The sequence below is a fragment of the Deltaproteobacteria bacterium genome (assembly GCA_019309045.1).
Lineage (GTDB): Bacteria > Desulfobacterota > Syntrophobacteria > BM002 > BM002 > JAFDGZ01.
In genome coordinates, this window is the sequence record JAFDGZ010000036.1 from 1 (window position 1) to 25866 (window position 25866).

Genomic DNA, 25866 nt, shown 5'->3' on the forward strand with positions numbered 1-25866 from the left:
CTTCTTCTTCTTCACTACCTCTTTCTTTGCCTCTTCCGCCATAGGTGCTCTCCTTTATAAAGAGTTCTTCCTGCCTGACAGCAGGAGTGCCATTGTTTGCTGACAAAGTCCAGTTCGCCCACGATGAATAATCTGAGCCGCAGGAAGTATGCCAATCAATTCAGAACCAAAAAAATAGATAATTTCAGTAAGTTAAGAAAAGAGAAGCGTAATGCAGCCAGGACCTTGCTATTCCAATCTGGAATAGCACTATTCCCTTTTGGAGCAGTGCAGGAGGTCTGTAGAGATTGCCGGGCAGCAAAGCAATGGCTGCTTGGCAGGTTTTTCAGCTGGCTTGTTCTCGGGAGCTGGACTGGGTTGCTGCTGGCAATTGGGCATTCGAAGGGGTAGCCGTTTTGATTGGCCAGGAAATGGTAAAGGTAGCCCCCTGGCCGGGAATACTTCTGGCATTAATTGTGCCGCCGTGCTCTTCCATAATCCTCAGGGCGATGGCAAGACCGAGGCCGCTGCCGGCCCGTTTTCGGGTGAAGAATGGCTGAAACACCTTTTCCAGGTCCTGCGGGTTGATGCCGGGACCAGTGTCGGATATCTGTATCCACTGGCGCTCCTGGGCCTGGAAGCTGCGGATCTGCAATTCCCCCTGGCCCGCCAGAGCCTGCAGACTGTTGACAGCAACGTTAAGGATTGCCTCCTTCAACATGGAGGGATCGAAAGCGACTTTCTCCTGTTCAGGTGCTGCTTCGTGTCTGATGCTGACCTCTCCCCTGAGCTCCGGGTCTTTGTCCAGCAAAGAAACAGCGTCCTCGATCAAGTCGGGCACACTGCCAAGACTCAGCTTTGGCTCCCTGGGGCTGGCATAGTTGAGAAACTGCGAGAGCTTTTCTTTCAGCCGCAGGGTTTCTTGGCGAAGCAGCGTCAATATGTGCCGCCGTTCAGGATTCTGCTCTTCACTTTTTTCCAGAAGCTTGATGCCGGTGAGCAGGGCACCCAGTGGCGTCCTGATCTCATGAGCCAGGCCTGCGGCTATCTGCCCCAGCAGGGCCATGTGTTCCTGCCGCCTGAGAGCCTCGGCCTGCTCTGTTATTCTTTTTTCCAGCGCTTCAGAGTAATCCAGCAGTCTGGCTTCCATTCTTTTCTGTTCAGTCACATCACGGAGAATGTGGAGCCTGGAAGTTGTGCCGTCCGGGTTGGGTAGAGGCGATACCAGCATGTCATAGGTGCGGCCCGTGAGCAGCGAACTCCATTCCAGCCTCTGGGGAGGACCAAAAGCACTCATGCCCTCGTAACAATGCAAACAGTTCGTGGGAGACAGTCCAAAAAACTCATGGCACGGCTTGCCCATTCCATCGCCGAATTCGTACCTGAGGTCGCGGTTCATGTACTCGATAATAAAGTTCCGGTCGGCAATGAACACGCCGTCCATGAGATTCTCGAAAATAGTGCGCAGCCGATCGCGCTCGAGTTCCAGCTGTTTCAGGGAAGTGTTATCTGTCATGGCAAAGCTCCCTGCACTGGGGAGAAATCATCCCATATGTCGGGCCATCTGTGACTCACCAGGCGCCCGCTCCATCTCTTACTACTGCCGCCCGCCTGCCGATTGTGGTCTGGCAATGCGGTATCTTTTCATCTTGCGCCACAGGGTATTGTAGCCGATGCCGAGAGTGCGGGCCGCCTGCCTCTGATTCCACTCACAGAGCTCCAGGACCCGCTTGATGTGCCGTTTTTCAACATCTTTCAGGGTCAAATCGGCGCCGCGTTCTTCTTCACCTGGGGCAGGAGTAGTGCTGTGTGCCGTCTCCAGGGGGAGATCGTCTGCCCTTATTTCCCTGTCCTGCAAAAAGATCAGGGTCCGTTCAATGGTGTTTTCCAGTTCCCGGACGTTTCCAGGCCAGGAATAGGCCTGCATCTTGCCTAGAGCCTGACGTGACAGATGAGGCCGATTTCGCCCCATGCGATCGGCATAGCGACTGATGAAGTGCTCTGCCAGGGGGCGAATGTCGACCGGTCTGTGCCGCAGGGGAGGCAGGTAGATGGGAACTACTTTCAGACGATAATAGAGATCCTGCCGGAAACGGCCCTGCTCCACCAGCTTCTCGAGGTCCTTGTTGCTGGCGGCAATAATGCGGACGTCCACCCTGTACTCCGTGGTGCCGCCCACCGGCCGCACGCAGCTGTCCTGGAGAACTCTGAGCAGCTTCACCTGAAAAGTCGGACTCGTTTCCCCGATTTCATCCAGGAATAGAGTTCCGCCGTCTGCCGCCTGAAACAGTCCCTTTTTATCGGCAACAGCACCGGTAAAGGAGCCTTTCACATGGCCGAAGAGTTCGCTTTCCAACAGGTTTTCCGTAAGAGCGCCGCAGTTGACCGCTATAAAAGGCCCGGAAGCCCTGCCGCTATTATGGTGAATATACTTGGCAATGAGTTCCTTGCCGGTGCCGCTTTCACCCTCCAGCAATACAGTGGCATCGTTGCCGGCGACTCGCCGACTACTGGTCATGACCCGGCGCATCTCCTCACTTTCTGCCACAATGTGAGAAAGCCCGGCTTCACGGAGCACCTCTCGCTGGAGAACAGCCACCTGCCGCCGCAGTCGGCGTCGCTCGAGGGCCTTTTTCAAAGTCAAGACCAGGTCCTCCGGATCCACCGGTTTGGTGAGATAGTCGTAGGCCCCCACCTTCATTGCCTGCACTGCCGTGTCCACAGAGCCGAAGCCCGTTATAAGGATTACCTCGGTTTCCGGGGTGCGCTTCTTCACAGAACGGAGAATTTGCAAGCCGTCTACCTTGCCCAGACGAAGATCGGTGACCACCACCTGGTAGTTCCTGGTGCGCACCAGATGCATTGCCTCAGTACCGCTGGGAACTGCGGTCACCTCAAAGCCTTGCCTTTGCAGGTACATCTGCTGAGTGAACCGCAGAGAATCGTCGTCTTCCACGAGCAAGATGCTGGTCCGTGCCACAGAGGTTTCTCCTTGCTGTTTTTTTTCTGAACACAGATCATAACACAAAATAACTGTGCTTGGCTGCAGCGGCGCATACTTATTATTGAAGGTCTACAGAATGACCGAGGCATTATCTTGCTAGAAATACTTGATAAATTATCATTATCAGCTTGACAGCCAGCCTGGGACTGCTGTACTTAGTTGTTAACATATTACAAAATTTACAAAAGGTGTCATCCAGATGCCATTTTTACTGAACATGGCTGGAGTTCCACTCAACCAAACAACAGGAGTAAGCACATGAGAGGCACATCTTCAAGCCGTATCCCAGCCAGATATCAGTTTGCCGCTGTTCTTGCCCTCGTCCCTGTCTTCATGCTGGCTGGTGCCTCATGGGGTGCTAATTTTTATGCCAGTGATGCTACGGAGCTCCAGAATCACCTGAGTGCTGCCGCCCTGAACGGCGAAGATGATACCATTATGGTAGCTAGAGGGATCTATAAGGGGAATTTTGAATATGTCTCCAGCGAGGGGCGCAGTATTACCTTGCAGGGTGGCTACGATGCAACATTTTGCAGCCGGCAGGTTGATCCTGCAAAAACGGTCCTCGACGGTCAGAGCGCCGGCCGGGTCCTGCATCTCTACAACTCAGCCGGCGGCAGCATCACCGTTGACGGCTTTACCATCCGCAACGGCAGCGGCACCTTGGGTGCGGGTATCTACGCCCGTTCGGACATGGCAGTCGGAGACACGGGAGACATTACCCTCAGCAATAATATTATTACCGGCAATGATACCGGCACAGGCGGCAGCCTGAATGGAGGCGGCGTGAATATTTACTCTCACGTCAATGAGGGAACATCGGCAAACATTCTTGTCAGTGACAATATTATTACCGGAAATACAGCCAATTATCTTGGTGGTGGGCTTTACGCCTTGACCATGTCTCTCGAGGGAAATTCGGGCACTGTCACCTTCAGTAATAATATCATTGCCGGCAATACGGCCGCCGAATACGATGGCGGCGGCGTAGACGTCCATTCAGCTGTGGATACCAACTCCTATACGTGCGGCAAGATTTCCTTTTACAATAATACCATTGCAGGGAATTCAGCCGGCCGGTATGCAGGAGGAGTCGGCATAGATACAAGCAACGGTGATGCCAGCCTTTACAATAACATTGTTTGGGGCAACGCCGCCGCTTCAGGTCACGGCCGTGATCTGCATACTTTCTCCCAGGGGTGTACAGCAAAATTTTACGCCTACTATAATGATTTCTCCGACGCCTATGGCTGCCCCTGGACCGGTGAGGAGTACAATATAAGCACAGATCCCCTTTTCGTGGCTCCTTCTCACGGCAATTACCACCTCCGCGGCAATTCACCCTGCAGAAATGCAGGCATATTCAGGAAGAAAGTTTACCTCAGCTCCATGGGCATGTGGCTTTACTATTACCATTTCATTCCAGACACAGACTTCGAAGGAGACAGCAGGGACAGCGAGGCCTGGATCGAAGAAACATCTGATCATTACTATAAATACTGCGACATCGGCGCGGACGAATTCACTCCTTCTGCTACGCCAGCCATACCATTGCTGCTGTTGAACGACTAGGACGGGCATTACGTATGGGCCTTTGCTATTGATACTATTTCAGGAGAGCGAAGATTCTGACCGCGGTGTATTCTGCCACGTCCGCCAGGGCGTCGACTGGCAAATGGCTGCAGGCGTCGGCAGCAAAGAGGCAGGTGACTGCAGCAGGAAACTCGTCATCCGGAAGATAGAATATGTAATAGAGCGGTATGCGGGGCAGGGGATAAAGGGTGAAAGAGAAATCGCCGGACGGGGCGTCCGGGTTCAGGCGACCAGAAAAACGCTTTGCCAGTTGTTCTTTGTGCTGCTCTATGGCAATCACGTGAGGGACAAGAATCTGCTGAGCTCTCGCCTCGAAGGCTCCCTGGTAGGGAGCGCTTCCGGGGAGCTCCTTGAATGACTGCAGGGGATGGAGTTGGGGCAATTTCTGCTCCACATGACGGGCGTAGAGTGCAATGAGGATGCCCTCCGGCCCCAGCAATTCTTCGCCATCGAGAAGAATTTTATCCGGACAGAGCAGGCAGGTGCTGGCAAAGGCCGAAAATTTCAGGCAGCCTTCGCGGCGTATTGCCGGCAGGGCTTTTTCGAGCTGACGCTCACCGCGTCTCCAGGCATGCTCCAGGTGCTCCTTCAGAATTTGCAGGTATTGTTTGCTCATTCACTGGCCTCCTTCTGCATGGCGGCAAAGGCGCTGCCAGGGTTCCTTCCAGCTTTGGGCTCAATTCTGGTATAATACATTCTCCGGGGCCGCTCCGACAATACCCTTATAAGCACCGGCTTCAAGTTCAAAAGAGCTGGCGTCACTTATCATGATTTAGCGGCCGCATTACTGTCGAAACAGTTCATCACGTTCCGCTTCGCCTCATTGCAACCAGCGAAAGACGAATTTCGACATATAGCCAATAATTACCGGGAAGACCAGGCTGCAGATCAACCTGGTGGCGGTGAGGTGCAGCCCCAGGATAGGGATTTCAAAGACAATGACCCGGTTTATGCTGAGCAGGGCCCAGGCAGACAGGTAGGCGATCAGCGGCCCGATGCTCACTCCTGCTTTGAACATGGCGGCCACGATGGGGAACTGGACCAGAGGACCCCCGGGGGTTAGCAGTCCCAGGAAGGTGCCGACAAAGAGTCCCTTGAGGCCGCTTTCTGCGCCCACCCAGCGGACGAGCACCTCTTTCGGCAGGAGCACCTCCATGAGTCCCGCCACAAAAAAGGCGAGAATGAGAATCGGCAGGATGCGAACAAGAAGAGCGCCGCCCGAGCGCAGGGCCTGGATCGGCAGCCCAGGATCTCGCTGAAAGGCTATAGCCCCGAGAATGGCAGCGAGTACTGCCATGATAATGAATGCTCCGTTCATCTGAATTCTCCGCTTTTCTCTCATTGTCTACTCACAGACAGGCCGGCAAAAGGAGCCGGGTATGAACCTGGCCTGCTCTTTTTGCTTCGGGTCGCCAGGTCCCCCTGGCCAGTCTTGCTAGGTTGCTTGGCAAAAGATGCAAAAAATATTACTCTGAGGTCAACAAGCCGCAGGGAGCATAATTCATTTGTACTGCATCCCTAACCGCAGAAAACTGGAGCCATTGCTGCTTCTTTCTTTTATCACAACTCTACTCTGCCTGGGAGCCGGGACTGGGATGGCCAGCACACTCATCCATGTTGAGGAGACTGCAGAGCAGCTGCGGCAGCATCTCCACACCCTGACCGTGGCCATTGGCGAGCGCAGCGTGCGGCTTCCGGAAAACCTCGCCAGGACCAGAGACTACATCATCTCATTTTATCAGGACCTGGGGCTCCCTGTGGAAACAGAGCAATACCAGTACCGCGACCTCGAGGTGGCCAATGTGATCTGCCGCCTGCAGCTGGGCGACAGGCCGGCGGCCCACTATATCGTCGGCGCTCACTATGACTCGGTCTGGGGCACCGTGGGCGCTGACGACAATGCCAGCGCCATTGCCGTGCAGCTCGAGACCGCCAGGGAACTGCTCCGCTTGAGCAGCAGCGCCAGGCTCAGTCTGCAGGTGACCTTTGTCTCTTTTGCCCTGGAGGAGCCGCCGGCATATGGCACCAGGTATATGGGTAGTAGAGTGTATGCGAAAGCAGCCAGAAAGAGAAGAGAGCAGATCGACGGCATGCTCTGCCTCGAAATGGTGGGCTACACCTGCCAGGAACCGGGGTGTCAGAGCTATCCCTTTCCTCTCATGTTCATGAACTATCCTGACCAGGGCAACTTTGTGGGGCTGGTGGGCAATTTGACCTCCAGAGGACTCACCAGGTCTCTTTGGCGGGCTTTCAAAAAAAACAATGAGCTGCCGGTAATCAGCCTCACCGTGCCGCTCGGGGGGTGGGTGATGCCCTCGGTGCGGCTGAGCGACCATGCCTCATTCTGGGACCAGGGGTATCCAGCAGTAATGATTACTGATTCGGCCTTCTACCGCAATCCACACTACCACCAGCCCTCAGACACCATGGAAAAGCTTGACCTGCGCTTCATGGCTGAACTGGTCAAGAGTCTATTGATTTTTTTCAGGGAAGTCGGCTCCTGAAATATGCAGCTCAAAACCTGTCACAACGAACGTCAGCGAGCTCCCTCTCCAGGGCTTCATCCACATCATCCTTGAACTTTCTCAGGGGATATACTGCACCGCATGACCTGCAGCGCCAGAAGACCCGCTGTCAGGTCTTGCCGATTGCGAGTGGTTTCTTGCATTTCAGGCACAAAGGAGTAGGTTTTTCCATAAGGGAATTGCTTTACACTGGAGCCAGCTCTTGTTGGGCATTGCCTCGTACTCTGCTCAAGCACTTGCCGCCTGTGGGGGCCTTTCTCTTGCTGGTGTCGAGCAACCTTAGATCCTCTGGTCAGCCAATTGCCCGAAACAACAGCCTGCAGCAATCTGCACCTTCACATATCTGTTCTTGCAGCTCGAATTCAATCTGATCGCTGAACTCGGCGGCCCAGACCATGTATTCGGTGGTGCATATCCGAGTACCAACGCGCCCGGAGAGGGCTTCTCTGCCCGAGTTGATCATGATCTCATGCCAAGGACAGTGTCTCAGGGTTATCATCAGGAGATTGCCATCGTCACTGTAATCGCTGTCAAAGGCGAATCCATCGTAAGCAAGCTTGGTTGTAAGACACTTTGCCAGCGATTCCATACCGCCGCTCAAACCGGTCATGGACTTGAGCTTGCGAGCCTGAATCTTGGGCATCACTTTCCAGACTTCGTTATCAATGTCCAGGGCAGTGTCAAATCCGTATATCTCTTCAACCTTCATGAACCAGAGACCATCCACGGCCGTATAGCACCTTTTGAAGTATTCAACAACCTGTTTTTCGGTCAAATCAAGCATTTGCACCTCCACTGGAAGCAAACCACTTCTCTTCCGCAAGGACCACAGAGGTCTCTATTTGTCGATCTGGGATTGACCAGTATTTTTTCAAGAGGCGGCTTTTCTCTGCGGGTGCTACCAATCGAAATCCATGTTTCTCATAGAAGCGAATCGCCCAGGTAGCCTCGGTCCAGGTGCCGATCAGGATAGGGCGTGAAGTCAAGGTGCGAAGGTGTGAAAGGAGTCTTCCGCCAATGCCACGCTTCTGATCAGCGGTTCGCACATAGGCGTGCCGAATCAGAGTGACATCCTGGATGTGTTGGATGCCCATCACTCCAATGAGCGCACCATCTTCTTCGTAACCCCAGAAGACAATGCCGGAGCCGATCTCTTCTGCGAGCTGTTGCCTGGACATATAAGGCTCATGCCAGCAGTCTAAAGGGATTGCTCCTTTGTACGCCTGGGCGGCCTCATTTATGATCCGGTAAATTGCCTCGAAATCATTTTCCTCGCATGGCCGAATCAAACGTTCTCTCCACTATACACTCATCTTTTGGTTAGCGCACCTGGCGGCGAATTGATAGTAGTTGTGGAAGACTCATAAAGCCTGACTTAACTGTAGTCGTAGAAGCCTTTTCCTGTTTTCCGTCCAAGCCAGCCAGCCTCAACATACTTGCGCAACAAAGGACAGGGACGGTATTTGGAGTCGGAGAATCCTTGATAGAGAGTCTCCATAATTGCCAGACAGGTATCGAGCCCGATGAGATCCGCCAGCGCCAGTGGGCCAATGGGATGGTTCATTCCCAATTTCATTACGGTATCGATGTCTTCACGGCTGCCGACCCCATGATAGAGACAGTAGGCTGCCTCGTTGATCATGGGCATGAGAATGCGGTTGGCAATAAAGCCGGGGTAATCCTGGGCTTCGGCCGGAGTTTTCCCCAGGAAAACAGCAAGATCCCAGGTAGTCCTGAATGTTTCCTCTGAGGTGGCAAGCGCCCGGATCACCTCTACGAGCTTCATCACCGGAACCGGGTTCATGAAATGCATGCCGATTACTTTTTCAGGACGCTCGGTATGGGCTGCGATGCGGCCAATGGGGATTGAAGAAGTATTGCTGGCCAGAATCGTTTCGGGTCGGCAGATGCGGTCGAGATCTCGAAAAAGTTGAAACTTGATGTCCTCCTTCTCAGTGGCTGCCTCGACAATGAATTGAGCGGCGGCCATCTCCTGCAACTCAACAGTGGGCTTTATTCTCTGCAGCACCGCCTCTTTTTCTGATGCACTTATCTTGCCCCTGTCGACACTTCGCCCGAGCAGCTTGTCAATGCTTGCCAGTGCCCGTTGCAGCAGCTCTTCACTGATGTCGCTCAGCACCACCTGCAAGCCGCTCTGGGCTGCCACCTGGGCGATGCCGCTGCCCATCAGTCCTGCTCCCACCACACCAAGAGATTCAATGTTCATTGCAGCTCTCCTGTATATCTAGCTGATGTCCAATTGGTGTAAGCCGGTCAGCAACTCCACCATATCTACCGTTTTACCACCATTGCTACAGCTTCGCCCCCGCCGAGACAGAGAGAAGCGAGTCCCGTTTTCTTGTCCTCTCTGACCATCTGGTGAAGCAGGGTCACCAGCACCCTGCAGCCGCTGGCCCCGATGGGATGGCCAAGGGCCACACTACCGCCGTTCACATTGACTCTGGCAGGATCGAGCTCCAGTTGCCGCAGCACCGCAACAGTGGAGCCACTGAAGGCCTCGTTTATTTCAAAAAGGTCCACCTGGTCTAGAGTGAGGCCCTCCTTTTTCAGGCATTTGGGCACTGCCATAATCGGCGCTACCAGGACGTACTTCATATCGATGCCGGCACTGGCCTGGGCTCCTATGGTGGCGAGGACAGGGCAGCCGAGTGACTCGGCCTTTTCCCTGGCCATCACTACTACTGCGGCGGCCCCATCGCTGATGATCGAGGCGTTGCCGGCAGTAGTGACCCCGTCTTTCTTGAACACAGGCTTTAACCTGGCGAGATCTTCATAAGAGGACTCCCTGACACACTCGTCATCCTGAAAGAGAAAAGGTTCTTTCCTGGAGCGGGCCACGGTCACCGGTACGATTTCGTCGGCAAATATGCCGTTCTGGCGAGCCAGAAGGGCCCGCCGGTAAGATTCCGCAGCATAGCGGTCCTGCTCCTCTCTGCTCACCTGATATTTTTCGGAGCAGAGTTCATTGGAAATTGCCATGTGGAAGTCGTTGACAATGTCCCAGAGGCCATCGTGCACCATGTGGTCACGCAGGGCAGCATCACCAAGACGGTAACCGGAGCGGGCCTTTTCCAGATAGTACGGGGCGCGGCTCATGCTCTCCATGCCGCCGGCCACTACCACATCGGCGTCTCCTACCTGGATGGCCTGCGCTGCCAGCATAACCGCCTTGAGCCCAGAGCCGCACACCTTGTTGACGGTAAGACATTCCACCTCCCAGGGAAAGCCAGCCTTGATGGCCGCTTGCCTGGCCGGATTCTGTCCATAGCCGCATGGCAGCACCATGCCCATGTTGATCTCGTTGACTTCTTCCTTGGCAATAGCTGCTCTGCGTACGGCCTCCTCGAGGACCACAGCCCCCAGGTCTGTAGCACCTACAGAAGCAAGACTTCCCTGGAAATTGCCAATGGGTGTCCGCACTGCACTTACGATTACTGCTTGTCGCATGGCCATCTCCTCACGAAGCAAACCCAGACAAATTATGCAGAACTATACATTTTAAACGACAGAGGATCAAACAGTTTCTCGGGCTGACGCTGCGCTGCCGAACAGGTTATGGAGCATTCTGGCTGCTCTTAACCAGGCGGCCCTTTGCCATTAAGTAATCGGCCAATGAAGTCTGCTGGTCCTATTCTGTGGCAGAGGCAGGTAAGCCTCGGATCTTGGCTGAATATGATGGTCCATGAATCTCATTTGCTGCAACTGGCCAATTAAACTGTTTTAAGGCACAAGGCTTGCAAATGACCTGTGGTCGACAATGATTGTGCTGGACCTTGAAAAGAGTTGCAGGGAAGTTCCTTTGGACGAGATGGTCTTGATAGACGGACCCATATGCCACCTTTTCTTCTTGAAAAACAACAGGAAATGTTTGCGGTACACCCCTTTTGCCCAGGTGGTTGAGGCAATGCTGCAGTGGCAGACAGCTGCCAATCTGCCTGGCAGCTGAGGTCGCTGGATTGCCGGGTAGTTGTGTGCTTTGCAGCAAGGAAGAGCAGCAACCTCTATAGACTGTCTCGGCCAGCAGGGGTTCCGATATGGAGGCACCAGTGGTTCAACCTCGAGCACTGAAGCTGGATAGAACAGAACAGGCGGAGCAGGCCACCGTTCTTATCGTGGATGACGAAAAACCAGTACGTACTCTGTTTGGCCGGTTGCTCGAGATGGGCGGCTATCAATGTACTCTTGCTGCCAATGCTGCAGAGGCACGCGGCTATTTGAAGGAGCAACGGTTTGATCTCATACTGAGCGATGTAAACATGCCGGGTGAGTCAGGACTCGATTTTGCCAGATACGTGCTGCGCAGGCATCCCAATACTGCCGTGGTCATCATGACGGGGGTGGATGACCCGGAAGTTGCCAAGACAGCCCTGGATATAGGCGCCTACGGGTATGTGACCAAGCCGGTGGATCACAATGACGTGCTTTTCAATGTATCCAATGCCCTCCGTCGGCGGAATCTCGAGATGGACAGCAGGCTCCACAGGGAGAATCTGGAGAGGATTGTCCAGGAAAGGACCGCCAAGCTCCGAGAAAGAGAAGCCAAACTGCATCATGCTCTGGCAACATTGGGCAAGGCCATGGAAGGGGTGGTGCAGGCCATGGCCCTTACCGTGGAAACAAGAGACCCCTACACTGCCGGCCACCAGCGGCGAGTGGCGGAGCTGGCCCACGCCATTGGCAAGGAGATGTCTCTGCCCGAAAGCCAGCTCGATGGCATACGCATTGCCGCCATTATTCATGATCTTGGCAAGATTTCGGTGCCAGCAGAGATTCTCAGCAAACCAGGCAGGATAAGTGACATTGAATTCAATATGATCAAGTCGCATTCTCAGGTGGGCTATGACATTCTGAAAAATATAGAGTTTCCCTGGCCGGTGGCGGAAATAGTTCTCCAGCATCACGAGAGACTCAATGGCTCTGGTTATCCCCAGGGTCTCGAGGGAGAAGAAATTCTTCTCGAGGCTCGCATCATCTCAGTGGCTGATGTGGTTGAGGCCATGGCTTCCCACCGACCATATCGACCGGCTCTGGGTATAGACAGGGCCCTGGAGGAAATACTGCAAAACAGCGGCGTGCTCTATGACCCAGAGGTGGCAAAGGCGTGCGTCAGATTGTTTAGAGAAAAAGGTTTTACCCTGGGCTAACTTCGTTATAAAGGAGAGCGCACCGCATTTCCCACAAGCGAATCAGGGAGGGTGCCGCCAGGGCGCACCGCGAGTCTTTCCAGTCACTATACAGCACCTGCAGTCATCATGTTTCAGCAAATTCAGGCAAAATTTCCATAGTGCAAGCAACAGCCTCATAGACTAAAATAGGCAATTAATTTACCCGATAGGGTATAATCTTAAGAAAATTCGCTTGACATTATACCCGAACGGTATTATTTTTCTCTTGTGACGGATAAATTATACCTCATCGGGTATATTTGCTTGCGGAACATGTATTATCGATCCCGAAAGGGTATAATATATTCAGAGTAACAATTTGAATCGTCCCGAACGGGTATAGTAAGATGAATATACAGACATTCATAAGAAGGCAGCGTAAGCTTCATGGCCTGAGCCAAGCCGAGCTGGCCCGGAGAGCTGGAGTTGGACTGAGATTTATTAGAGAGTTGGAGCGAGGTAAGCCCACTTTGAGAATGGACAAGGTGAACCAGGTTCTTCAGTTGTTTGGCAAAACTCTCGGCCCGGTAGAGTGGCGGCCAGGAATAGAAGAGACTGTGACCCATGAAGAGCAAGAGCAATAAGGGCATAGTTTATCTATGGGACAAGAGAGCCGGCCTTCTGGAAAAGACGGAGAGCGGCTATCGCTTCACCTATGATCAGGAATACCTGTCCGCACAGGATGCCCAGCCTGTAAGTCTAACTTTACCCTTGAGAAAACAGCCCTACGAAAGCGAGTCTCTGTTTCCCTTTTTCCTGGGTCTCATTCCTGAGGGTTGGCTGCTGGATATTACCAGCCGCACTCTGAAAATAGACCCAGAGAATTCATTTGAGATACTTCTGGCAACCGGGGCTGACTGTATAGGAGCAGTTACCGTGCTCCCAGAAGAAAATGGAGACGTTCGTGAAGAATAAGTGCCTTTCTTGTCATATTTTGGCGGTTGACTCGGAACTTGGCAGGGGGTACCATCGCAGGTGTTCGAGGCAGCTTTTTGGCACGCCACACCCCCCTGAAGTACCGTTCGGGACCGCGGATGTGACCCGAGAGGCTCAAAAAATGGTCGGGAAGATGTCTATTTCCGGGGTCCAGCCAAAACTCTCCGTAATCCACGAGCGGAGGAAACACCAGATAATTGTGGTGGAAAGGGGAGGGCTCTACATCCTCAAACCGCCAGTCGGGCGGTTTGAGTCTATTCCTGAAAATGAGAACCTTTGCATGAACATTGCCGCCACTTATGGAATCGAGGTTCCACCGCATGGCCTTGTCCCGCTCATGGACGGCAGGCTTGCCTATCTGGTGCGAAGATTTGACCGCTCGGCAGACGGCTCGAAACTGCAACAGGAGGATTTTCAGCAGCTCCTGCAAAAAGAAGACAAGTATGATGGATCCTACGAGAGTATTGCGAACTTTATCAAGGAACACTCTTCCGTTCCAGGACTTGACCTTATAAGGCTTTTTGAAAGAGCACTCCTGTTTTTTGTGTTGGGCAATGGGGATGCACACCTGAAGAATTTTTCTCTTCTTCGCAGCGAGGAGATTGGTTATCAGCTCTCACCGGCCTATGATATCATCAACTCCAGGCTGTTATTGCCCGAGGAGCGAGAAGAGGTGTGTCTCAGCCTCCAAGGCAAGAAGAATCGCCTTTCCGGAAGAGATTTTTTCGGCCTGGCAGAGCACTTTGGTCTTACGAGGAAACAGGCTGAGAATTCTCTAGACCATCTGCACGATCTCAAATCGACAATTGAAACAATGATCAAAGGTAGCTTCCTGAAAACAAATCTTCGGAGGGGCTTTCTTGAAATCTTCCGTGAGAGAATGGCCAGGCTCTTTACCTGACTGGCTGCATACAGGAGGATTTCTGAGAGCTGCAAGTCGGCTGATCTATTTCGCCTCCATTTCCATGCCTTATGCTTGCCCCACCTGCCCAGCAGGTGCAAAGCATGCTGCTAGGGAGAAGTTCCTGCCCTGATGAAGTGCCTCAACTTATCTCAGCGAATTGAACTCTTTGAACGGTTTGAAGAATGGTTAAAAGAAGCGAGAAAGGCACAGCCTGGTTAAAATCGAAAGACCGTAATCGGGTGACTGCGAGCTGCCAGCTCTTACGTGGGGGTACCTTTCCAGCCGCGATGCGCACGACTTCTACGACTCGGGCGCTTTGAGGGAGGCGAGTGGTTATGCCATGACTTCAACATAAGTCGAATAGCTCTGTGGCATGGGGATCGGGTAGCCCTCATCTTTGAGGCCATCAAGGTGGAGTTCAATCGCCTCTCGCATAGCCTGCTCCACCTCTTCGCGGGTAGTGCCAGTGGCCACACACCCCTCGAGATCTGGTGAGTAAGCTGAGTAGCCAGTTTCGGTTGTCTCTATAACGATTAAATATTTCATTGCTTCAAACCTGCTTTCTTGAGAATACTGTTCAATGTCCCCTTGGCCAGATCGTGATTTGGTTTACCAGCGATGGTGATCAGGCCAGGCTTGAGTGAATGTTTATATTGTTGATGGCTGCCACGCGTCCTGCTCAGGTACCAGCCATCTTCTTCAATCATTTTGATGACATCTCTAACTTTCACATTGGTGATGATGCCACATTTCAGGTTAATAAGCAAATAGCATGAGTAGGCGGTGAGGGGTAAGCAGTTTTTTTCTTTTCTAACTCCATGCACTGCGTCCCATGGTCTTTGTGAACTGAGAGAAAGTTATAATTTTGTGGACGTGCCCATTTTCTGGGCAAGGAGTCATAGCGCTTGCAACTGCACCATTTTCCTGGTAGACAAAAAGACAGTTTCCCTTGAGATTCAGGGGCACCATCTACGATCTTCTATCTCTGGCCGACTGACCCCGTACCCCTGCTAAAAAGGGAGACGGGGTCTTTTTTTGATGAGATAGGCTGAGACCCTGGTTGTCTCACGCCAAGCCGCCAGGGTCGCAAAGCAAGGAGAGCCGTCAGCAAGTATGGACAGCCAGATAACAGGATCGCGGAGAGTGCAGACGAGGAGGCGAGGAGTGTGGAGAAGAAGGAAGCTTCTTCTTTCAGCTCGAGGTCTCCCCGGCATGTTCCGCTCGCTGTTGGTGGGGAACTCCTCTGCTGTTTGCAGAGGAGCATTCTCAGCGATATGAGCACTAACTATAATTGAAGCGAACCTGTGACTTTTTTGCACGCTTTGCGCCTAGGCGTGAGACAAGAAATTGTGATCACCAGGAAATGAAGAGAGCACCATGGGAGACAAGAAGGCACTTGTTCCACCGGAGGTAATTGTCAGGAAGATTTTCTTCTTGCGCGCCGAGAAGGTCTTGCTGGACCGCGATCTAGCGGAGCTTTATGGCGTTGAAACCAAATAGTTGAAGCGAGCAGTCCGCCGCAACATAAAGCGATTTCCTGAGGATTTCGTATTTGAGCTGACAAAGGAGGAATTCGACAACTTGAGGAGCCAATTTGGCACCTCAAGTTGGGGTGGCACTAGGTACAGGCCTATGGCCTTCACCGAACAGGGCGTGGCCATGCTCTCATCCGTGTTGAATTCTGATCGAGCCATTGAGGTCAATATAGCGATAATGCGGGCTTTTGTGCATTTGAGAAGAATGATAGCATCTAACGACGAACTGGCCCACAAGCTTGCCGACCTGGAAAAACGTCTCGAAAAACACGACGAGGACATTGGCTTGATCTTTGAGGCCATCAGGGAATTGATGAAGCCGGCTGATAAGCCTTCCAGAAAAATCGGTTTCCAGGTTGGCGAAGGCCGTGCTGGCCATGGTGCATAATGTGCCTGGTACATAGTGCACCTTTCAGCTGTAAGGGGAGCAAATTCAAATGAAGTCTGGAGTCCAACGTTTCGAGTCTCGGGTCATACCAGGTATTTCGGTGACTTCGGACTCGGGACTCAAGACCCGGGACCCTGGACTCGGGACTAACTTTCAGGCGAGAGATAGCGGTGGAACTACGAAACGCCCCCAGAAAATATGCCCAGGATATCGAGAAAGTAGAACGATTTTGACCTGATTTGTCACAAAAGTGCAGTATAGAGGAGTCCGAAGCTGGAACCGTATTAGAGTAGACGAGTATGAGACTGAGTGACATCAAGCATTTGGCGAAAGAGGGAGAGTCAAGCACTGTCGAGTTCAAGAAATCAACGGGGCAGCTTAGTCGCGCCGCAGAAACGATTTGCGCGTTTCTTAATGATGAAGGCGGCAGAGTCATCATTGGTGTCACGCCCGAAGGAAAAATAGTCGGCCAGCAAGTTACAGATAAAACGCTGAGGGACATTGCAACTATGCTTCAAAAGTTCGAGCCGCCAGCACCTGTTTCAACCATCCGCATTCCAATTGCCAATTCCAAGCTTGAGCTGATTGTATTGGAAGCGAGGCCTTCAGAGGAAGCACGGCCATTCACCCTTAGTGGGCGTCCATACTATCGAATTGGGACAACGACCTCAGTTATGCCCCAAGAACGCTACCAAGAACTTTTGCTAGCTCGCATTCATAGTCGGCACCGGTGGGAAAATGCGCAGGCGGATATGATTGACATAGGCCAACTGGACCACGAAGAGATTCTGCGAACCATGCGAGCGGGCGTTGCGGCTGGCCGGCTGCCTCAGTCCACAGGCCAAGATATCGGGGACATCCTCGAAAAAATGGGACTCAGCGTCAACCGGCAAATAGTCAACGCAGCTGTGGTGCTTTTTGGAAGGCGCTTTTTGCCAGAGTATCCTCAATGCCAGCTTCGAATGGCGCGCTTCAAAGGAATTGACAAAGCAGAATTTCTCGATAATCGACAGGTCCAAGGTCACGCTTTTCAGCTCCTTGATGAAGCTATGCTTTTCCTTCAGCGACATCTTCCAGTGGCTGGAAGAATTCAACCGGGGCTGTTTGAACGCATCGACGAGCCGCTTTTTCCAGCTGCTGCTCTTCGTGAGGCACTTGTCAACGCCTTCTGCCACAGAGATTATGCGCACGCTGGTGGAGCCGTGAGCATAGCCATATACGATGATAGGTTGGAAATTTGGAGCGATGGCTCCCTTCCTTTTGGCTTGCGTGTTGAGGATCTTAAGCGGGATCACCCTTCGCGGCCTCGCAATCCCTTAATTGCTGATGTCTTCTATCGCCGGGGCCTGGTCGAGCGGTGGGGCCGTGGCACGCAATCGATCGTGGATCTCTGTGTTAGGGCTGGCCACCCGGAACCAGAGTTCGTTGAGCAAGCAGGAGCGGTGGGAGTCCTTTTCTTGCCCAGCGAATATATTGCACCTCATCGGGTTGCACATGATTTGACGGCAAGGCAACGAGAGATTCTACAGATCCTAGCGGGAAGCTACGATCTGCCTTTACGCTTCATTATGAAAGCACTCAAGGATCCTCCCGCGTCAGCCACTGTAAGAGATGACCTCTACCACCTAAAACGACTTGGTCTAATTGATTCAAAGGGGCATGGTAGAGGTGCGGTTTGGTTTTTAGTGAAGAGGCCTCCGGAATAGGCTGGAATAAGCTGGTGAATAAGCTGGAATAAGCTGGTGAATAAGCTGGAACGCGGTTTACCCCATGACTGTCACGAGTTGCAGACATCCTATTTTGAGCAAAGGATGGTTTCTACCGTTCACCGTTTACTGTTTACCGTTTACCAGTTTAACGACTTCAACGGTTTGAACGATTTGTCGCACGCTATGCGCCATACGCTCTACGCTTCCCCGGATGGGAAGAACTATGGCACGTGGAGGCCAATTAGCAAGGCAGTGGCGAACTACTCAGACACTTGTTTCCTCTAGGCAGGGCCGAGGGGCAAGTCTTGTATCCCGGGTCTCGGGCTCCGAGTCCTGTGTCCCGGGTCTCACGTCTCGCGTCAAATCAGGGCGTTGGACCTGGGATTGGAACTCTGAACCATGGCCAAAATAGAACGCTTTGGAGATATTGAGGCGTGGAAGAAAGCTCATGAACTCACCAGGGCTATATATAGAGTTAGCTCCGCCTGAGACTTTGCCCGTGATTCGGTCTCAGGGATCAGATAAGACGGGCAGCAGTCTCGGCGATGTCGAATATCGCAGAAGGATTTGAACGTGGTGGTGATATGGAGTTCCGACAGTTTCTGGCCATCGCCAAAGGCTCTGCTGGTGAAGTAAAGGCCCAGCTCTATGTGGCACTCGACGCACAATTCATTTCTCTAGAGGAATTTGACAGCCTGTATGCCCTGGCGCAAGAAGTCGGTCAACTGATTGGTGGCTTGATGCGATATCTGTCTTCTTCCGGCTATAAGGGGAGCAAATTCAAATGAAGTCTGGAGTCCAACGTCTCGGGTCATACCAGGTATTTCGGTGACTTCGGACTCGGGACTCAAGACCCGGGGCCCGAGACTCAGGGCCCGAGACTCAGGCCCTCTCTATATCGAGCGCTTTTGACCGGATCTGTCAATCTCCTGGATTATACAATACACAGTTGGAAGGTGAAAAAATGGTTGATCGATTAAATACTGGGAGGACTGATTAGTTTTAGAGGAACCTTCAAAGGCAATCTCTGACATTGAGATTTAAAGCAAAAGCGAGAGCAGATAGTGGAATGCCGTTATCTACCGGCCATCCCTTGGTGGATGTGGGCCTTGCCACAGTTACGGCCTTTGATGGCAAGAAGAGACCCGAGGATCTGAACAAACAAGACTTTGACGCCATAGCAGACTTACATGGCCTAGAACTACGTGGTAAACCCACTGAAGTCGTTTCTGACCATGGCATTATCGGATAGCGGACTTACTTTTAGCTCCTCTCAGGCGGTGTTTAAAGCTTCTTTTTGTGCTCAGGACGCAGGAACAGTGATAACCTGGATAAAATTTGATCCAGTTGGGGCAAGATAAGAGTTGATTCAATATGTTGGTTTCGACAGCAAAATAGTTTTTCGAAGCTAATCCAATGCAATTGTATCCATTTCAACAACAAGCATGCGATTTGATCTTATCCGGCAGGTCTGTGGTTCTCCAGGCACCGACGGGTGCCGGTAAGACGCGCGCCGCCCTTTATCCTTTTTTCCTGGCCTGGGAGCGCGGCCAGGATTTCCCCCGCAAGTGTATCTATTCCGTGCCGCTGAGGGTGTTGGCCAACCAGTTCTGGGACGAATACACGGACCGCAGGCGCCATTGCGGCCTCACTCGCCCCATGGATGTGACGGTCCAGACCGGCGCCCGCCCTGAGGACCCACGCCTTGAGGGCAACCTGATCTTTACTACCATCGACCAGACACTGAGCAACTTTCTCAACATCCCCTACTCCCTGAGCCTGGGGCAGGGCAACCTCAACGCCGGGGCCATACTCTCCTCCTACCTGATCTTTGATGAGCTCCACCTCTTTGACCCTGACTCCAGCTTGCCGACTACAATCCATCTCCTGCGGCTGCTTCGCGGCATCGTCCCGTTCATCGCCATGAGCGCCACGCTCTCTGGGGAGATGATCGAAGCTCTGTCCCGGGAGTTGGATGCCGAGCCGCTGGTGCTCCCTCCGGAGGACCTCGCCGCCATCCCCTCGCAGCAGAAAACACGCCGCGTGCATACCGTGGAGGCCGGGCTGATGGCCGAGTTAGCAACCTACTTTTCGCTGGAGGGCAGTTGAGGAAACGGGAATGAATTTCCAAAAGATTTGGGAATGAGGCTTAAGATAGGGAGGAAGGTTCTTAGTACAATGTACAATGAATGTGTACCTCAATTCATAGGGGGAGGTCAGGAATGGCTAAAGCACGAAGGCTGACGATAACACTGGAAGCGCTGATGTCGGTAGTTTTGGGAGGTGGGCATCTGCTAACTCGATCCTGCAGAGGAGGCCACTATGGAACAAAATGAACATTGGGTCCTCCTTCATGGCGATGTGGACACTATCAAAGATTTCGTTTTCGAGACATCTTCCCTGCCTCAGATTCGCGGTGGCAGCCAGTTGTTGCTGGAATGCGAAGACGAGGTCACGAAAAAAGTCGAAACGCTCGGCGGCGAGAAAATCTACTGTTCAGGGGGCAGCTTCCTCTTCGAGATCCCTGCAGATAAAGTTGGGGCAGCGAAGGGAGATATTGAAAACATCTACCTGGAGCGCACGCTGGCAGCAACGGTAACGATAGCCCACGAAAGTGGCTCATCGCTCCCTGATCCCCAAAACACTCCCCAAGAGGGATGGGCCAAACGGCTCTGGGATGCCCATCAACAGGTTCAACAGAGCGGCGATTTTGCCCGACGGGTGGCCTTTCTCAGCGCCCACGTCCGCAAGGCGAAGAACCAAAAGCGCAGCTCCCCCTTCTTCGAGGCCTTTCCCTTCGGCAAGCGGTGTGATGCCTGCGGCAAACGCGTCACCCTGGAAGAGATTACCCGTCGGGAGCCGGAGGAGCAAGAACGGGAGGAGTTGGTAGCCCTGTGTGCGGTTTGTCTGCAACGGCACAGGACAGGGGTGCGGAGTGGTAAGCAGCATGTTCGGGGCCGATTTAATGAGCGTTTTTCTCATCAATACGCCCCGACAGCCAATCATCCTCCGGATCTCGATCACCTGGTGAGAAGCGCCCGCCGCAGTTATGTGGCCTTCCTCTACGCCGATGGGAATGACATCGGTCGGTTGTTGCAACAGGTCCGCAGCAAAGAGGAATTCGCGGCCCTCTCCAGGGCGCTGGAAGAGGGAACCCAACAAGCTTTGTTTAAGGCCTTGCAGCAGGCGTGCGGTCAAGAACTACAAAAGAACAATGGGTACTGGCCTTTTGAAATCGTCAATGTCGGCGGCGACGATGTGACGCTCTTGATTCAGGCAGGCTACGCCTGGGAAGTTGCGGTGAAATTCCTGGAAGAATTCGAGGCACGGATTAAGGTCCTTGTGATGGACACACTGGGCTACTGGCTGGAAGGTTGGCCGGAGAAGATCACGGCCTCCTGTGGCATCGCGATTGCTGATGTCAAACACCCGGTTCGCTACCTGGAGTATCTGGCCAGCGATCTGCTCAAGAGGGCGAAGCGGGAGGCCAAAGCGAGTGCAGAACGTCCCCAGAGTGCAGTAACATTTCTCTGGCTGCCTAACCCGGTCGCCGCAGAGAAGGCAGAGCCTCTGATGAGTTACTATCAGCGTGGGGATAATAGGCTCACAGCCAGGCCGTATACCCTTGAACGGGCCGAAAAACTCACACATCTGGTTCAAGAAGCATCCCAATGGCCCAGGGTGCGGGCGTTGCGCCACCGGTGGGGTGAAGCCTTGGACAGGGGGATGTTGGTCTCACTGAACACGGTCTATTACGATATTGCACGTAGGGGAGATGAGGATCGTGTCCAGTTAACCCGTTTCTTGTCGGAAGTGGGCAGATCGGCGGAGCAACAGGGATATTGGACAACTCCGCCGGGCCCTCTCTGGCAGCTTTTTGAGAAAGACAACAAAAAACCCGGCTTCAGAACCGCCTTGCTCGACGTGTTGGAACTGGCCGAATTGCGTGCGATGCGGCCGGATGTGCCAGAAGAGGAGGAACGCTGATGCAGCACCTGCGCTTGGAATTGCATTTCATTTTGGATACCGCCTTTCATACCACTGGAAATCGCTGGCGCTGGGGGGCGGACAAGGCGCTGGCGATGGCGCCTGACGACACCTATGTCATCCCCGCCACCACCCTAAAAGGGACCTTGCGGGACCGGGCCGAGATGCTCCTGCGCACCTGGGGACAAGACGTGTGCAGCGGGCCGACACCGAACACGATGTGCTCCGAACCGGACCGGCTTTGTCCCGTCTGCCAGGTTTTCGGGAATCCGCGTTTCCCTTCACCACTTTGCTTTCAGGATGGACGATTCGAGCCAGATGTAGTGGCCCAGATCCGCAGTGGGATTTCCATCAGTCGCCAGCGGCACGCTGCCCTGCCAAGACGCCTGTTCTTTGTCGAAACCACTTCACCAGGCCCGCTGGAAGCCATAGCAATCTGCGAAGGATACTTCCCGAACCGGGAGAGCGCCCTGCTAGGCTGTGCGCTGGTCATCTTGGCCGCGCAATGGATGCCCGCCGTCGGTGGGGGGCGCACGCGAGGCCTGGGATGGATAGAGAAAATAAAGGTTGAGGTTACTCTGAACAGTGAGCCGGTTCCTCAACAACAATTGGAAACGCTCTGGCGTGAATGGTCAGGAGGGCACAATGTGGCTGAAGATTAAACCGGAAGTGCCTTTGATTCTGGGCGACGTACGGGCCGGTTCTCAGTTCTTGAGTTCGATCCATTACATCCCAGGCCGGGTGCTCCGAGGCGCTTGGGCGGAATGGCTTCAGGCTCAAGATCAGCAGAACATCCTGCCCACTGTCGAACGCGTGCGTATCGGGAACTTCTTCCCTACGACCGAGTGGCGTCCGATACGCTACACGTTTCCACTGCCACTTAGCGCTCTGACGTGCAAACGGAAGAGCGGCTTTCTTAGAGAGCCGCATAAAGAGAACCCGGGCCACGGTGTCGTGGACACACTGTTACCTCAACTGGCCTATTCGCTTCTGGAAGAGGCGGGTGCTCGCTTCTCCGTCCCCTTCGCTTTGACCTGTATCGAATGTGGCGACCGGATGGAACCGGCGGGCGGCTTCTACACCCTCTACCGAGATGGCTCCACTGAGCGCTACGCTCAGATACAACTGCGCTACCACGCACAGACCAAAGTAGGCCTCAGCCGGCACCGTCGCGCCGCCGTAGAGCAGATGTTGTACACGGCGAGCGCATTGAGCCCGAGGGTGAAATCTCTGCAAGAGGAAGATGAGACGACTGCACTGATCTTCATGGGGCGTGTGCACGGCGAGAGAGAGGATGTGGAAGCCCTGATAGACGCCGTCAACCACGTCGCCATCGGTGCGCTTCACACCCGGGGCTATGGCCGCGTGAGAGCGGAAGAAGCCGATGTGGAAGGTTTCCCGGGCATTAAAGAGCGGGTGACGCGGTTCAAGGAGACGCTGGCTCATTGCTGGCAAGACCTGAAGCGATTGGCTGTCAATGCTGAAGATCTGCCTGAGGGGCCAGAAGGCATCTACTTCTCTGTAGACCTGCTGAGTCCCGGCGTATTCCGGCAAGGCGGCGTGCCCGGCCTGGTGCCCACGCTGCACATCAACGGCCAGGCGCTGGAGCCGGTGTTCTGGATGACGCGGCCCGACTTGGCCAGCGGCTGGTCGGCGGGCTGGGGGCTGCCTAAACCCACAAACCTGGCCGCCCGGATGGGCAGCACCTACGTATACCGCTGGGAAGGAGACCCGAAACCCCTTATCACCGCTTTAGAGCATCTGGAGCGCCGGGGCATCGGTGAACGATGTGACGAGGGCTTTGGCGAGTGTTTGATTTGCCATCCATTTCATCAGGAGGTAGAGGAAAAATGAGAAAGCTCAAGGCAACGATTCGCCAACGGATCGCGGCGCAGGATGACCAATGGGTCCAAGCGGCAGAATCTTTGGCCCAAAGTTTGTGGAACAGCCTGGAGAAAAGCGAGAGAAAAGATGGCAAAGTCGGTCAGCTTCGCAATATCCTGGATATTGCCGAATCCAGCGACTCCTGGGAAGCCCTGAAGCTGTTCATACGCTATCAAGCGGCTCGCGGACAACTAGGAAAAAAGAAGGGACGGCAGTGGGCAGAGGGTACTATCCAGCAATTGGAGGCTCTGCACAACAAGGCCCAAGCAATAGCGGACAGCGAGCCCGGCGTGGATCCCAAAGTCGTCCACATAGAAATCGTCTCCCGCGTGCTCGGCTACGCCGTTCGCTGGCACGTGTGGGACGTGAAAGGAGCCGGACAATGAGCGTCTTCGACCGTTTTCAGAACCAGACCCGAATCCAGGCCATCTTAGAGATGCACACGGCCTTGTCGGTGGGAAGCCGTGGCTCGCTGGAGCCCACGGGAACCGACCTGCCGGTGATGAAAGGCCCAGACGGCGTGCCCTTTATCCCGGGATCTTCCATCAAGGGCGCTTTCCGAGCGCTGGCCGAGCGCATTCTGCGCACCTTTACAGACCAGTTTGACATTGAAAGGTGTGAAAACGGAGACCCTGTTATCTGGGCCTGTGATCCGCTAGACAAGCCTTGTGTCCCGGAAAGAAGTCGGGATGACCGAGTAGGGAAAGAGGAACTGTGGCGCGAAGCGGTAGAAAGGGAGCGCCGTGGAGAGGGTTCCGCTGATGCCATTTTCGCTCAAGAGCTATGGAATCACAGTTGCACTGCCTGCCGGCTCTTCGGCTCGCCCTGGTTCGCTGGACGGGTGGCCTTCAAGGACGCTTTTCTGCTGAATGGCGATGAACTGCCGGTGGTCACCCAAATCCGCGATGGTGTGGGCATTGACCGGGACCTGGGTGCCGCCCGCAGCGGAGTCAAGTACGACTTTGAAGTGGTAGTCCCTGGGGCGCGTTTCGGTTTGGAAATCCTGATGGAGAACGTAGACGACTGGGAACTGGGATTCCTACTCACCATGCTGCGTCTGTGGGAGGACGGCAACCTGGCGCTCGGCGGGAAGGTCACTCGCGGCCCCGGATGGGGCAAACTAGTGGACACCCAACTGCGACGGCTGGACCAGAACACCTTGCTGGACTACTTGCTTCAGGGACAGCAGGAACCTGCGGAGCCGACCGTTTTCATTACGGCATTTCAAGAACACATCGCCAACGCCCTGAAGCAGAACGGGAGGGAGAACGATGCATAGGACCCGCTACAATGCCTTGCGTTTAGCATTGGCCATCAGCCCCCGTGGCCCCTTGCTGGTCAAGGCGGGCGGTACTTCTGCTAACCCCACCTTGCCGGATATGCAGTTCGTGCGTACCTACCATCCTAAGAAGGGCGAGACGGTTTACATTCCCGGCTCATCCATCAAGGGCGTGGTGCGTGGCTTCGTGGAGAAGGCCCTGCGCACCGTGGATCCACACCCTGATCAACCAGGACCAAAGCATCACGATGATTGGCGGTGGGCCTGTGCGACTTTTGAAGCCAAGGAAGAGGAACGCAAGGACAAAATAAAATGGAATTGCCCAAGATTTCTGGATGAAGTGAGAGAAAAGATGGGGCGTGAGCTGCTTTCCTGGGAAATCTATGCCAATTCCTGCGGTGCCTGCCGCATTTTCGGTCATACCCGTCTACGCGGTCGGGCGGCCTTTACCGACCTGATCCCAACCGACGAAGTAGCCACCGAAATCCGGTACGGCGTGGCCATCTCCCGCCTGACCCACGCCGTGGCCCACGGCCCCTTTGAGATGGAAGCCGCGGTGACCGGAACCTTTAAAGGTCACCTGGTGCTGGAGAACTATGAAATCTGGCAGTTGGGACTGCTGGCTTCGGCCCTGGAGGCGATGAATCAAGGGTTGGTGAAGGTGGGCTTCGGCAAGAACCGGGGCTTCGGTGAGGTGGAGGTGACGGTAACAGAGGCGCGAATGGATGAAGTCGCTACCGCGGCGGACATGTCGGTGCTGCGGGGGTTGGGTGCCTTTGGCAACGGAAGCCAGCAGCAGGATTATGGCCTTTCCCCACCGGAGATGATGGAGGGATTGCCCGATCCGAAAAAGCGCGCCGATCTGGGCATCTACAGCCGTCGCATTTACGACACCAAGGGCTGGCAGGTCATCGCACGAAAGGCGATCGCCGCGTTGAGCACAGGATGAGGGAGGAC

The 25866-nt window shown here is 54.0% G+C and carries 26 protein-coding genes and 2 pseudogenes; 18 read left to right on the plus strand and 10 right to left on the minus strand.

Annotated elements, in window-relative coordinates:
- Nucleotides 1-325 precede the first annotated feature (325 nt).
- The gene (locus JRI89_09155; protein MBW2071412.1) at nucleotides 326-1495 is read right to left on the minus strand and encodes a PAS domain-containing protein; all 1170 of its coding nucleotides are present in this window, start codon (nucleotides 1493-1495) and stop codon (nucleotides 326-328) included.
- Nucleotides 1496-1576: 81 nt separating this feature from the next.
- Nucleotides 1577-2899, minus strand: a complete 1323-nt coding sequence (locus tag JRI89_09160; protein MBW2071413.1) for a sigma-54-dependent Fis family transcriptional regulator — start codon at nucleotides 2897-2899, stop codon at nucleotides 1577-1579.
- 342 nt (nucleotides 2900-3241) lie between these two features.
- Here JRI89_09160 and JRI89_09165 point away from each other — a divergent pair, with 342 nt between their 5' ends.
- The gene (locus JRI89_09165; GenBank protein ID MBW2071414.1) at nucleotides 3242-4555 is read left to right on the plus strand and encodes a hypothetical protein; all 1314 of its coding nucleotides are present in this window, start codon (nucleotides 3242-3244) and stop codon (nucleotides 4553-4555) included.
- A 34-nt stretch (nucleotides 4556-4589) separates the two neighbouring features.
- Here JRI89_09165 and JRI89_09170 read toward each other — a convergent pair whose 3' ends face one another.
- Together JRI89_09170 and JRI89_09175 are read right to left on the minus strand one after the other, a co-directional pair.
- Nucleotides 4590-5192, minus strand: a complete 603-nt coding sequence (locus JRI89_09170) for a DUF3786 domain-containing protein (protein MBW2071415.1) — start codon at nucleotides 5190-5192, stop codon at nucleotides 4590-4592.
- 204 nt (nucleotides 5193-5396) lie between these two features.
- Nucleotides 5397-5894, minus strand: a complete 498-nt coding sequence (locus JRI89_09175; GenBank protein ID MBW2071416.1) for a permease — start codon at nucleotides 5892-5894, stop codon at nucleotides 5397-5399.
- A 277-nt stretch (nucleotides 5895-6171) separates the two neighbouring features.
- Here JRI89_09175 and JRI89_09180 point away from each other — a divergent pair, with 277 nt between their 5' ends.
- A complete protein-coding gene (locus tag JRI89_09180; protein ID MBW2071417.1) occupies nucleotides 6172-7080 on the plus strand; it encodes a M28 family peptidase in 909 nt (302 codons plus the stop codon).
- A 313-nt stretch (nucleotides 7081-7393) separates the two neighbouring features.
- Here JRI89_09180 and JRI89_09185 read toward each other — a convergent pair whose 3' ends face one another.
- From JRI89_09185 to JRI89_09200, 4 genes are all read right to left on the minus strand, one after another.
- On the minus strand, nucleotides 7394-7885 hold the full coding sequence (locus JRI89_09185) for an L-2-amino-thiazoline-4-carboxylic acid hydrolase (GenBank protein MBW2071418.1): 492 nt from the start codon (nucleotides 7883-7885) through the stop codon (nucleotides 7394-7396).
- Nucleotides 7878-8390, minus strand: coding sequence for a GNAT family N-acetyltransferase (locus JRI89_09190; GenBank protein ID MBW2071419.1), 513 nt, complete (start codon nucleotides 8388-8390; stop codon nucleotides 7878-7880). Before JRI89_09190 ends, JRI89_09185 begins: the two co-directional genes overlap by 8 nt.
- An 86-nt stretch (nucleotides 8391-8476) precedes the next feature.
- A complete protein-coding gene (locus tag JRI89_09195) occupies nucleotides 8477-9328 on the minus strand; it encodes a 3-hydroxybutyryl-CoA dehydrogenase (GenBank protein ID MBW2071420.1) in 852 nt (283 codons plus the stop codon).
- A 65-nt stretch (nucleotides 9329-9393) separates the two neighbouring features.
- Nucleotides 9394-10569 (minus strand): acetyl-CoA C-acetyltransferase, encoded by a 1176-nt coding sequence (locus JRI89_09200; GenBank protein ID MBW2071421.1) that lies wholly within the window; start codon nucleotides 10567-10569, stop codon nucleotides 9394-9396.
- 352 nt (nucleotides 10570-10921) lie between these two features.
- Between JRI89_09200 and JRI89_09205 the strand changes: the two genes are divergently transcribed.
- From JRI89_09205 to JRI89_09225, 5 genes are all read left to right on the plus strand, one after another.
- The gene (locus JRI89_09205; protein ID MBW2071422.1) at nucleotides 10922-11068 is read left to right on the plus strand and encodes a hypothetical protein; all 147 of its coding nucleotides are present in this window, start codon (nucleotides 10922-10924) and stop codon (nucleotides 11066-11068) included.
- A gap of 88 nt (nucleotides 11069-11156) precedes the next feature.
- The gene (locus JRI89_09210; GenBank protein ID MBW2071423.1) at nucleotides 11157-12266 is read left to right on the plus strand and encodes a response regulator; all 1110 of its coding nucleotides are present in this window, start codon (nucleotides 11157-11159) and stop codon (nucleotides 12264-12266) included.
- Nucleotides 12267-12634: 368 nt separating this feature from the next.
- Entirely contained in the window at nucleotides 12635-12871 is a 237-nt protein-coding gene (locus JRI89_09215) for a helix-turn-helix transcriptional regulator (GenBank protein MBW2071424.1), read from the plus strand.
- Complete coding sequence (locus JRI89_09220) at nucleotides 12852-13202, plus strand: HipA N-terminal domain-containing protein (protein MBW2071425.1); 351 nt, start codon at nucleotides 12852-12854, stop codon at nucleotides 13200-13202. The genes JRI89_09215 and JRI89_09220 overlap by 20 nt, the downstream gene beginning before the upstream one ends.
- Before the next feature lie 142 nt (nucleotides 13203-13344).
- Nucleotides 13345-14124 carry a HipA domain-containing protein gene (locus JRI89_09225; protein ID MBW2071426.1) on the plus strand — a complete coding sequence of 260 codons (780 nt, stop codon included), beginning with the start codon at nucleotides 13345-13347 and terminating at the stop codon, nucleotides 14122-14124.
- 336 nt (nucleotides 14125-14460) lie between these two features.
- On the opposite strand, the gene JRI89_09230 is transcribed toward JRI89_09225, so the two are convergent.
- Nucleotides 14461-14673: a type II toxin-antitoxin system HicB family antitoxin gene (locus JRI89_09230; protein ID MBW2071427.1), complete on the minus strand. Its 213-nt coding sequence runs from the start codon at nucleotides 14671-14673 to the stop codon at nucleotides 14461-14463.
- A complete protein-coding gene (locus JRI89_09235) occupies nucleotides 14670-14858 on the minus strand; it encodes a type II toxin-antitoxin system HicA family toxin (GenBank protein MBW2071428.1) in 189 nt (62 codons plus the stop codon). The genes JRI89_09230 and JRI89_09235 overlap by 4 nt, the downstream gene beginning before the upstream one ends.
- 646 nt (nucleotides 14859-15504) lie before the next feature.
- Between JRI89_09235 and JRI89_09240 the strand changes: the two are divergent.
- The 11 genes and pseudogenes from JRI89_09240 (at nucleotide 15505) to JRI89_09290 (ending at nucleotide 25858) form a co-directional block, all read left to right on the plus strand.
- Nucleotides 15505-16050: pseudogene (locus JRI89_09240) on the plus strand (ORF6N domain-containing protein).
- A gap of 299 nt (nucleotides 16051-16349) precedes the next feature.
- Nucleotides 16350-17756, plus strand: coding sequence for a putative DNA binding domain-containing protein (locus tag JRI89_09245; GenBank protein ID MBW2071429.1), 1407 nt, complete (start codon nucleotides 16350-16352; stop codon nucleotides 17754-17756).
- Nucleotides 17757-18158: 402 nt separating this feature from the next.
- Nucleotides 18159-18547, plus strand: a pseudogene (locus JRI89_09250) (four helix bundle protein).
- Between the two features lie 281 nt (nucleotides 18548-18828).
- On the plus strand, nucleotides 18829-19011 hold the full coding sequence (locus JRI89_09255) for a hypothetical protein (GenBank protein ID MBW2071430.1): 183 nt from the start codon (nucleotides 18829-18831) through the stop codon (nucleotides 19009-19011).
- Nucleotides 19012-19175: 164 nt separating this feature from the next.
- Nucleotides 19176-19868, plus strand: a complete 693-nt coding sequence (locus JRI89_09260; GenBank protein ID MBW2071431.1) for a DEAD/DEAH box helicase family protein — start codon at nucleotides 19176-19178, stop codon at nucleotides 19866-19868.
- A gap of 213 nt (nucleotides 19869-20081) precedes the next feature.
- Entirely contained in the window at nucleotides 20082-21746 is a 1665-nt protein-coding gene (locus JRI89_09265; protein MBW2071432.1) for a hypothetical protein, read from the plus strand.
- Nucleotides 21746-22408 carry a hypothetical protein gene (locus JRI89_09270; protein ID MBW2071433.1) on the plus strand — a complete coding sequence of 221 codons (663 nt, stop codon included), beginning with the start codon at nucleotides 21746-21748 and terminating at the stop codon, nucleotides 22406-22408. The genes JRI89_09265 and JRI89_09270 overlap by 1 nt, the downstream gene beginning before the upstream one ends.
- Entirely contained in the window at nucleotides 22392-23600 is a 1209-nt protein-coding gene (csx10, locus tag JRI89_09275; protein MBW2071434.1) for a CRISPR-associated RAMP protein Csx10, read from the plus strand. The genes JRI89_09270 and csx10 overlap by 17 nt, the downstream gene beginning before the upstream one ends.
- Nucleotides 23597-24016, plus strand: coding sequence for a hypothetical protein (locus tag JRI89_09280; protein ID MBW2071435.1), 420 nt, complete (start codon nucleotides 23597-23599; stop codon nucleotides 24014-24016). The genes csx10 and JRI89_09280 overlap by 4 nt, the downstream gene beginning before the upstream one ends.
- Nucleotides 24013-24909 carry a CRISPR-associated RAMP protein gene (locus JRI89_09285; protein ID MBW2071436.1) on the plus strand — a complete coding sequence of 299 codons (897 nt, stop codon included), beginning with the start codon at nucleotides 24013-24015 and terminating at the stop codon, nucleotides 24907-24909. Before JRI89_09280 ends, JRI89_09285 begins: the two co-directional genes overlap by 4 nt.
- Entirely contained in the window at nucleotides 24902-25858 is a 957-nt protein-coding gene (locus tag JRI89_09290; GenBank protein MBW2071437.1) for a hypothetical protein, read from the plus strand. The genes JRI89_09285 and JRI89_09290 overlap by 8 nt, the downstream gene beginning before the upstream one ends.
- The last annotated feature ends 8 nt before the right edge of the window (nucleotides 25859-25866 follow it).